Source organism: Streptosporangium heterodermiicola, from assembly GCF_051390675.1.
Lineage (GTDB): Bacteria > Actinomycetota > Actinomycetes > Streptosporangiales > Streptosporangiaceae > Streptosporangium.
Genome location: NZ_JBPJSR010000059.1, coordinates 1 through 6,617 on the forward strand (window position 1 = coordinate 1; position 6,617 = coordinate 6,617).

2 protein-coding genes are annotated in these 6,617 nt (G+C 74.7%); both read right to left on the reverse strand.

The genetic code is table 11. The annotated features are described in order from the left end of the window. On the reverse strand, positions 1-543 hold a 543-nt coding region (locus tag ACSC1Q_RS42820; protein ID WP_436764484.1), incomplete at its 3' end, for a beta-ketoacyl synthase N-terminal-like domain-containing protein. Positions 544-563: 20 nt separating this feature from the next. Beyond that, positions 564-6,617: type I polyketide synthase (locus ACSC1Q_RS42825; protein WP_436764485.1), on the reverse strand; the 6,054-nt coding region annotated here is incomplete at its 5' end.

Sequence of the window (6,617 nt, forward strand, 5' to 3'; positions counted from 1 at the left end):
ACTGCGCAGCGTGCCGATGCCCAGGTGGCCTTCCAGCTCCTCGGGCGCGCCGGGACCGGCGCCGTAGTCGCCGCCCGCGAGGCCCGCGAACACCGCCGTACGGCTGCCCCGGAGCGAGGCCGGGTCGATTCCGGCGTGCTCGAACGCCTCCCAGGCGCTCTCCAGGAGCAGCCGCTGCTGCGGGTCGGTCGCCAGCGCCTCACGCGGCGAGATCCCGAAGAACTCCGCGTCGAAGCCCGCGACGTCGTCCAGGAAGCCGCCGTGCCGGGTGTACGACGTACCGGGGTGGTCCGGGTCGGGGTCGAACAGGCCCTCCAGGTCCCAGCCCCGGTCGGACGGGAACTCCGACACCGCGTCCCGGCCCTCGGCGACCAGGTCCCACAGGTCCTCCGGCGAGCTCACCCCGCCGGGGAAGCGGCACGCCATTCCCACGATCGCGATCGGCTCCCTGCGTCCCGACTCGACCTCGTGGAGGCGGCCTCGCAGGTTCTGGACGTCGGCGATCGCGCGTTTCAGGTATTCGCGCAGTTTCTCGTCGGCCATGGCGGATGTGCTCCTCAGCGTCACAGGGAATCGATGTCGTGGTCGAGAAGCCGGAACAGCTCCTCGTCGGTCGCGGAGTCGAGGTCGACGCCCGCGACCGCGGGTGGCGCGGTCGTCCCCCACCGGTCGAGCAGGGCCCGCATCCTGGTGAGGAGTTCCGCGTTCCCGGGGGCGTCCCCGGCGCCGGAGGAGAACACCGTCTCCAGGTAGTCGAGCGAGGCCGAGGCGGAGGGGAAGCGGACGGTCTCCCCCGGCGACGACAGCTCGTTCCTGAGGTATCCGGCGATCGCGGCGGGCGTCGGGTAGTCGAAGACCAGGGTCGCGGGCAACCGCAGGCCGGTGGCCGCGCCGAGGCGGTTGCGCAGGTCGACGGCCGTCAGCGAGTCCAGGCCGAGCTCCCTGAACGCCTTCCCGAGGTCGATGGCGCTCGCGCCGTCGTGTCCCAGGACGACGGCGGACTCGGCGCGGACCAGCTCGACCACGGCCTCGTCGAGTTCGGTTCCGGCCAGCGTGGCGATGGACCTGGTCACCGGTTCCGCCACGGGCACCTCCTGGACCGGCCTGCCCCCGGTGGGCGCGGCGTCGAGCCAGAAGCGGCGGCGGCGGAAGGCGTAGGTCGGCAGCGGCACCCGGCGGGCGCCGGGGTACACCGCCCGCCAGTCCACCGGGACACCCCGGACGTACACCTCGGCCAGGGAGGTGAGGAACCGGTCGAGGCCGCCCTGGTCGCGGCGTAGCGAGCCCGCCACGACCGCGCCCGGCGCGGCGGTGTCGAGGGTCTCCTGGATGCCCGAGGTCAGCACCGGGTGCGGGCTGACCTCGATGAACACGTCATGCCCCTGCTCGGCCAGCGCGCGGGTGGCCTCCTCGAACCGGACCCGCTCGCGGAGGTTCGCGTACCAGTAGTCCGCGTCCATCGGCGTCGTGCCGATCCAGTCCCCGGTGACGGTCGACAGGATCGGCACCTCCCCGGCGCGCGACCGGACGGGCGCGAGGGCCTCACCCACCTCCGCGCGGACGCGCTCGACGTGCGCGGAGTGGGAGGCGTAGTCCACCGGGACGATCCGGGCCCGTACGCCCTCGGCCTTGTAGTCGTCGACGAGACCGGCGACCGCGTCGGGATCACCGGAGATCACCACCTGGGAGGGGCCGTTGACGGCGGCCACCGAGACGCGGCCCGCCGACCCGGCGATCCGGGCCTCCACCTCGTCGGGCGGCAGCGCGATCGACGCCATGGCGCCGCTCCCGGCGAGGGCCAGGATGGCGCGGCTGCGGAGCGCGACGACCCGCGCGGCGTCCTCCAGCGACAGGGTTCCCGCCACGCACGCCGCGGCGATCTCACCCTGACTGTGCCCGACGACGGCGGCGGGGCGGACGCCGTAGGACTCCCAGAGCGCGGCCAGCGACACCATCACCGCCCACAGCAACGGCTGGACCACGTCCACCCGGTCCCGCTCCGGCGCGCCCGGCGCACCGCGCAGGACCTCGGCGGGCGACCAGTCCACGTACGGGGAGAGCGACTCCTCGCAGGCAGCCAACCGGTGGGCGAACACCGGTGCGGTGTCGAGCAGTTCGACCGCCATCCCCGCCCACTGGGAACCCTGCCCGGGGAAGACGAACACCACCTTGCCGTCGGCGTCCGCGACACCGCGCACGACCCTCGGCGAGGAGATACCGGCGGCCAGCGCGCGCAGGCCCGGCACGAACCCGTCGCCGTCGCCGTCGCCAGCGTCTGCGTCTGCGTCTGCGTCTGCGTCTGCGTCTGCGAGGACGACGGCTCGGTGCTCGAAGGCCGACCGTGTGGTGGCGAGGGAGAGCCCGACGTCCCTCGGATCGAGATCCGCCGCGACCTTCCGGCCCTGGCCGGCCTTCTGATCCTGGCCGGACGCGACTCCGGCCCCCACCTCATCCAAGTCCTCGGCGACTCCAGCCTCGCCCGGGTCCTCGACGAAGGCCGCCAGGCGGGCGGCCTGGGCGTGCAGGGCCTCCGGGGTCCTGCCTGACACCGTCCAGAGAAGCGGGCCGCCGTACGGCTCCGCCCCTGCGGCCGCCACCTCCGACGAAGCCCGTGCGGACACCACCTCGGACGACACGCGTACGGACGCCACCCCGGACGACGGGGCCCGCTCGGTCAGGTGGGCGGGTGCGGCCTCGCCCGGCGGGGCCTGTTCGATGATCACGTGGGCGTTGGTGCCGCTCACCCCGAACGCCGACACCCCCGCCCGGCGCGGCGCGCCCGTGTCCGGCCACTCCCGCGCCTCGGTGAGCAGCTCGACCGCCCCGGCCGACCAGTCCACGTGCGGCGACGGCTCGTCCACGTGCAACGTCCTCGGCAACACCCCGTGCCGGATCGCCTGCACCATCTTGATGATCCCGGCCGCTCCGGCCGCCGCCTGGGTGTGCCCGATGTTCGACTTCAGCGAGCCCAGCCACAGCGGCCGCTCACCGGGCCTGTCCTGGCCGTACGCGGCGATGAGCGCCTGCGCCTCGATCGGGTCGCCCAGCGTGGTGCCGGTACCGTGCCCCTCGACGGCGTCCACCTCCGAGGGCGCGAGCCCGGCGTTGGCGAGCGCCTGCCGGATGACCCGCTGCTGCGACGGGCCGTTCGGCGCGGTAAGCCCGTTGGAGGCGCCGTCCTGGTTGACCGCCGTGCCACGTACCACGGCCAGCACCTCGTGGCCGAGCCGCCGGGCGTCCGCGAGGCGTTCGACGAGGAGCAGGGTCACGCCCTCGGCCCAGCCGGTGCCGTCGGCGGCCCCCGCGTACGCCTTGCAGCGGCCGTCGGCGGCGAGCCCGCGCTGGCGGGAGAACTCGACGAACACGGAGGGCGAGGCCATCACCGCGACCCCGCCCGCGAGGGCCAGGTCGGACTCGCCCGAGCGCAGCGACTGCACCGCCAGATGCAACGCCACCAGCGACGACGAACACGCCGTGTCGACCGTGACAGCGGGACCCTCGAACCCGAACGAGTACGCGATCCGCCCCGACGCCACGCTGCCCGCGTTGCCGTTGGCCAGGTAGCCCTCCAGCGGGGCGGGCGCCTCCCCGACCCGGGGGGCGTAGTCGTGGTACATGACGCCGGTGAAGACACCGGTCCGGCTGCCCCGCAGGGTGGCCGGGTCGATGCCCGCCCCCTCCAGGGCCTCCCACGCCGTCTCCAGGAGCAGCCGCTGCTGCGGGTCGGTCGCCAGCGCCTCACGCGGCGAGATCCCGAAGAACTCCGCGTCGAAGTCGGCGGCCTCGTGCAGGAACCCGCCGTGCCGGGTGTACGACGTGCCGGGGTGCGCGGGGTCGGCGTCGAACAGCGTCTCCAGGTCCCAGCCCCGGTCGGACGGGAACTCCGAGATCGCGTCGCCGCCCGAGGCGACCAGCCGCCACAGGTCGTCCGGGGAGCCGATCCCGCCGGGCAGGCGGCAGGCCATCCCGACGATCGCGATCGCGTCACCGGCCACCGGGGTGGAGACGGCCTCGGCCGCCTTCTCCCGTTTCCCGCCGAGCTTCCCCTGGAGGTACCCGGCCAGCGCGGAGGGCGTGGGGTGGTCGAAGGTCAGGGTGGCGGGCAGCCGGAGCCCGGTCACCGTGTTGAGCCGGTTGCGCAGCTCGACCGCCGTCAGGGAGTCGAGTCCGAGGTCGCCGAAGGCACGCCGGGCCGGCACTGCCTCGGCACCGGCGCCCAGGACCGCCGCGACCTCGGTACGCACCAGGTCGAGCAGGAGCTCTCCTCGGCGGTCGTCGGTGAGCCCGGCCAGCCGCCGTACGAGCGGCGATCCCCCCGCCGCGTCCCGCGCGGCCCGGCGCGAGGGCCGGACGAGGCCGCGCAGCAGCGGCGGGATCTTCTCCCCGGCGCGCACGGCGGGCAGGTCGAGCGCGGCGGGTACCAGGGTCGCGGGGCCCAGCCGCAGCGCGGCGTCGAACAGCTCCAGCCCTTCCGTGGTGGGCAGCGGCCTGACCCCGCCGCGCGCGGCCCGCGCCCGGTCGAGGCCGGTCAGGTGCGCGGTGACGCCGGTGCTCCGTTCCCAGAGGCCCCAGGCCAGGGAGAGCGCGGGCAGGCCTTCTCCCCTGCGGTGCTCCGCGAGGGCGTCGAGGAAGGTGTTGGCCGCCGCGTAGCTCGCCTGCCCCGCGCTGCCCAGGACTCCGGCGACCGACGAGTACAGCACGAACCACGCCAGATCGTGGTCGCGGGTCAGCTCGTGCAGGTGCCAGGCCGCGTCGACCTTGGGACGCAGCACCGCGTCGACGCGCTCTGAGGTGAGCGAGCCGACCACGCCGTCGTCGACGACGCCCGCCGTGTGCACGACGGCGGTCAGCGGGTGTTCGGCCGGGATCGCCGCCAGGACTCCTTCCAGGAACGCGCGGTCGGCCACGTCTCCCGCCACGATGTCGACCCGGGCGCCGAGCCCGGCCAGCTCGTCCCGCAGCTCGGCCGCGCCGGGGGCCCACGCGCCCCGGCGGCTGGTGAGGACCAGGTGCCGGGCGCCGTACTCGGTCACGACATGCCGGGCGAGCAGGCCGCCGAGCCCTCCCGTGCCGCCGGTGATCAGTACGGTCCCCTCCGGGTTCAGCGGTACGGCTCCGGCGGCCGGGCCCGTCGCCCGGACCAGGCGCGGCACCAGGATCCGCTCTCCTCGCACGGCCAGCTGCGGCTCACCCGCGGCCAGTGCGCGAACGGCCTCCGCGCCGAGGTCGCGATCACCGTCGACCAGGACGATCCGCCCCGGCTGCTCCGACTGCGCCGAACGTACGAGCCCCCACACGGCGGCCGCACGCGGATCGGCGGTCTCCTCGCCGGACACCGCCACCGCGTTCCTCGTGACCACGACCGCGCGGGCGGACGCGGGGCGCTCCTCTTCCAGCCAGCGCCGCAGCTCGGCCAGCACCCGGTTCGTCACCTCGTGAACGGCGTCCGCCACGCCTGCCGACGGATCGGGACCGGCGACGCCGGAGATGACGACGACATCATCGATCTCGGGGGCGTCATCTCCGGCGGGCGGCTCGACCCAGCCGACCTGGAAGAGCGAGTCGCGTGCGGCCGACCGCGCCTCGCGCAGCCTGCCCGTCTCGATCAGGCGGGAACGCAGCCCCTCGACGGACGCGACAGGCGCTCCCGTGGTGTCCGCCACCTGGATCGCCCACTCCTCCGTCCCGGCCGGGGTGAGCCGTACCCGGACGGCGGACGCGCCGGAGGCGTGCAGGCGGACACCCCGCCAGGCGAAGGGCAGCCGGTTTCCCCCGGCCGGGGTGTCCGGCAGGGTTTCGTGCGCCGCGACGTGCAGGGCGGCGTCGAGCAGGGCGGGATGCGCCCCGAAACGCGCGGCGTCCTCCCGTTCCCCGTCCGCGAGCGACACCTCCGCCAGGAGCGTCTCGCCCTGCCGCCAGGCGGCCCGCACCCCCTGGAACGCGGGGCCGTAGTCCAGACCGGCGCCGGCCAGGGTGTCGTAGAAGTCTGCGACATCGAGCGCGGTGGCGTCGGCGGGAGGCCACTCTGCCAGGCCGAAGGTCTCCTCCCGCGAGCCGGGGACGACACGGCCTTCCGCGTGCCTGGTCCACTCGATGTCCCCCTGCCCGTTCTCGGGACGGGAGTTCTCGGGACGGGAATGGATCGCGACGGCACGGCCGCCCTCGTCGTCACGGGCTCCGACGGACACCTGGACGTGCACCGCACCGCGTTCCGGGAGCACGAGGGGGGTCTCGATCACCAGCTCGTCCAGCGCCTCCGCGCCGACCTCGTCACCGGCTCTGATCGCGAGCTCGACGAAGGCGGTGCCGGGAACCACGACCGTCCCGGCGATCGCGTGGTCGGCGAGCCAGGGGTGCGAACGCAGCGACAACCGCCCGGTCAGGAGTACGGCGTCGGCGTCCGCCAGCCCGATCGCGCCGCCCAGCAGCGGATGGTCGGCCGCGCCGAGGCCCAGCCCGGAGGCGTCCACCGTGCCCGCCGGTGAGGCGTCGAGCCAGTAGCGCTGCCGCTGGAAGGCGTAGGTGGGCAGGTCGATCCTGTTCGCGCCGGGGAAGATCGTCTCCCAGTCGATCGGGCTGCCGTGGATGTGGGCCTGCCCGAGTGCCAGGAACGCGGT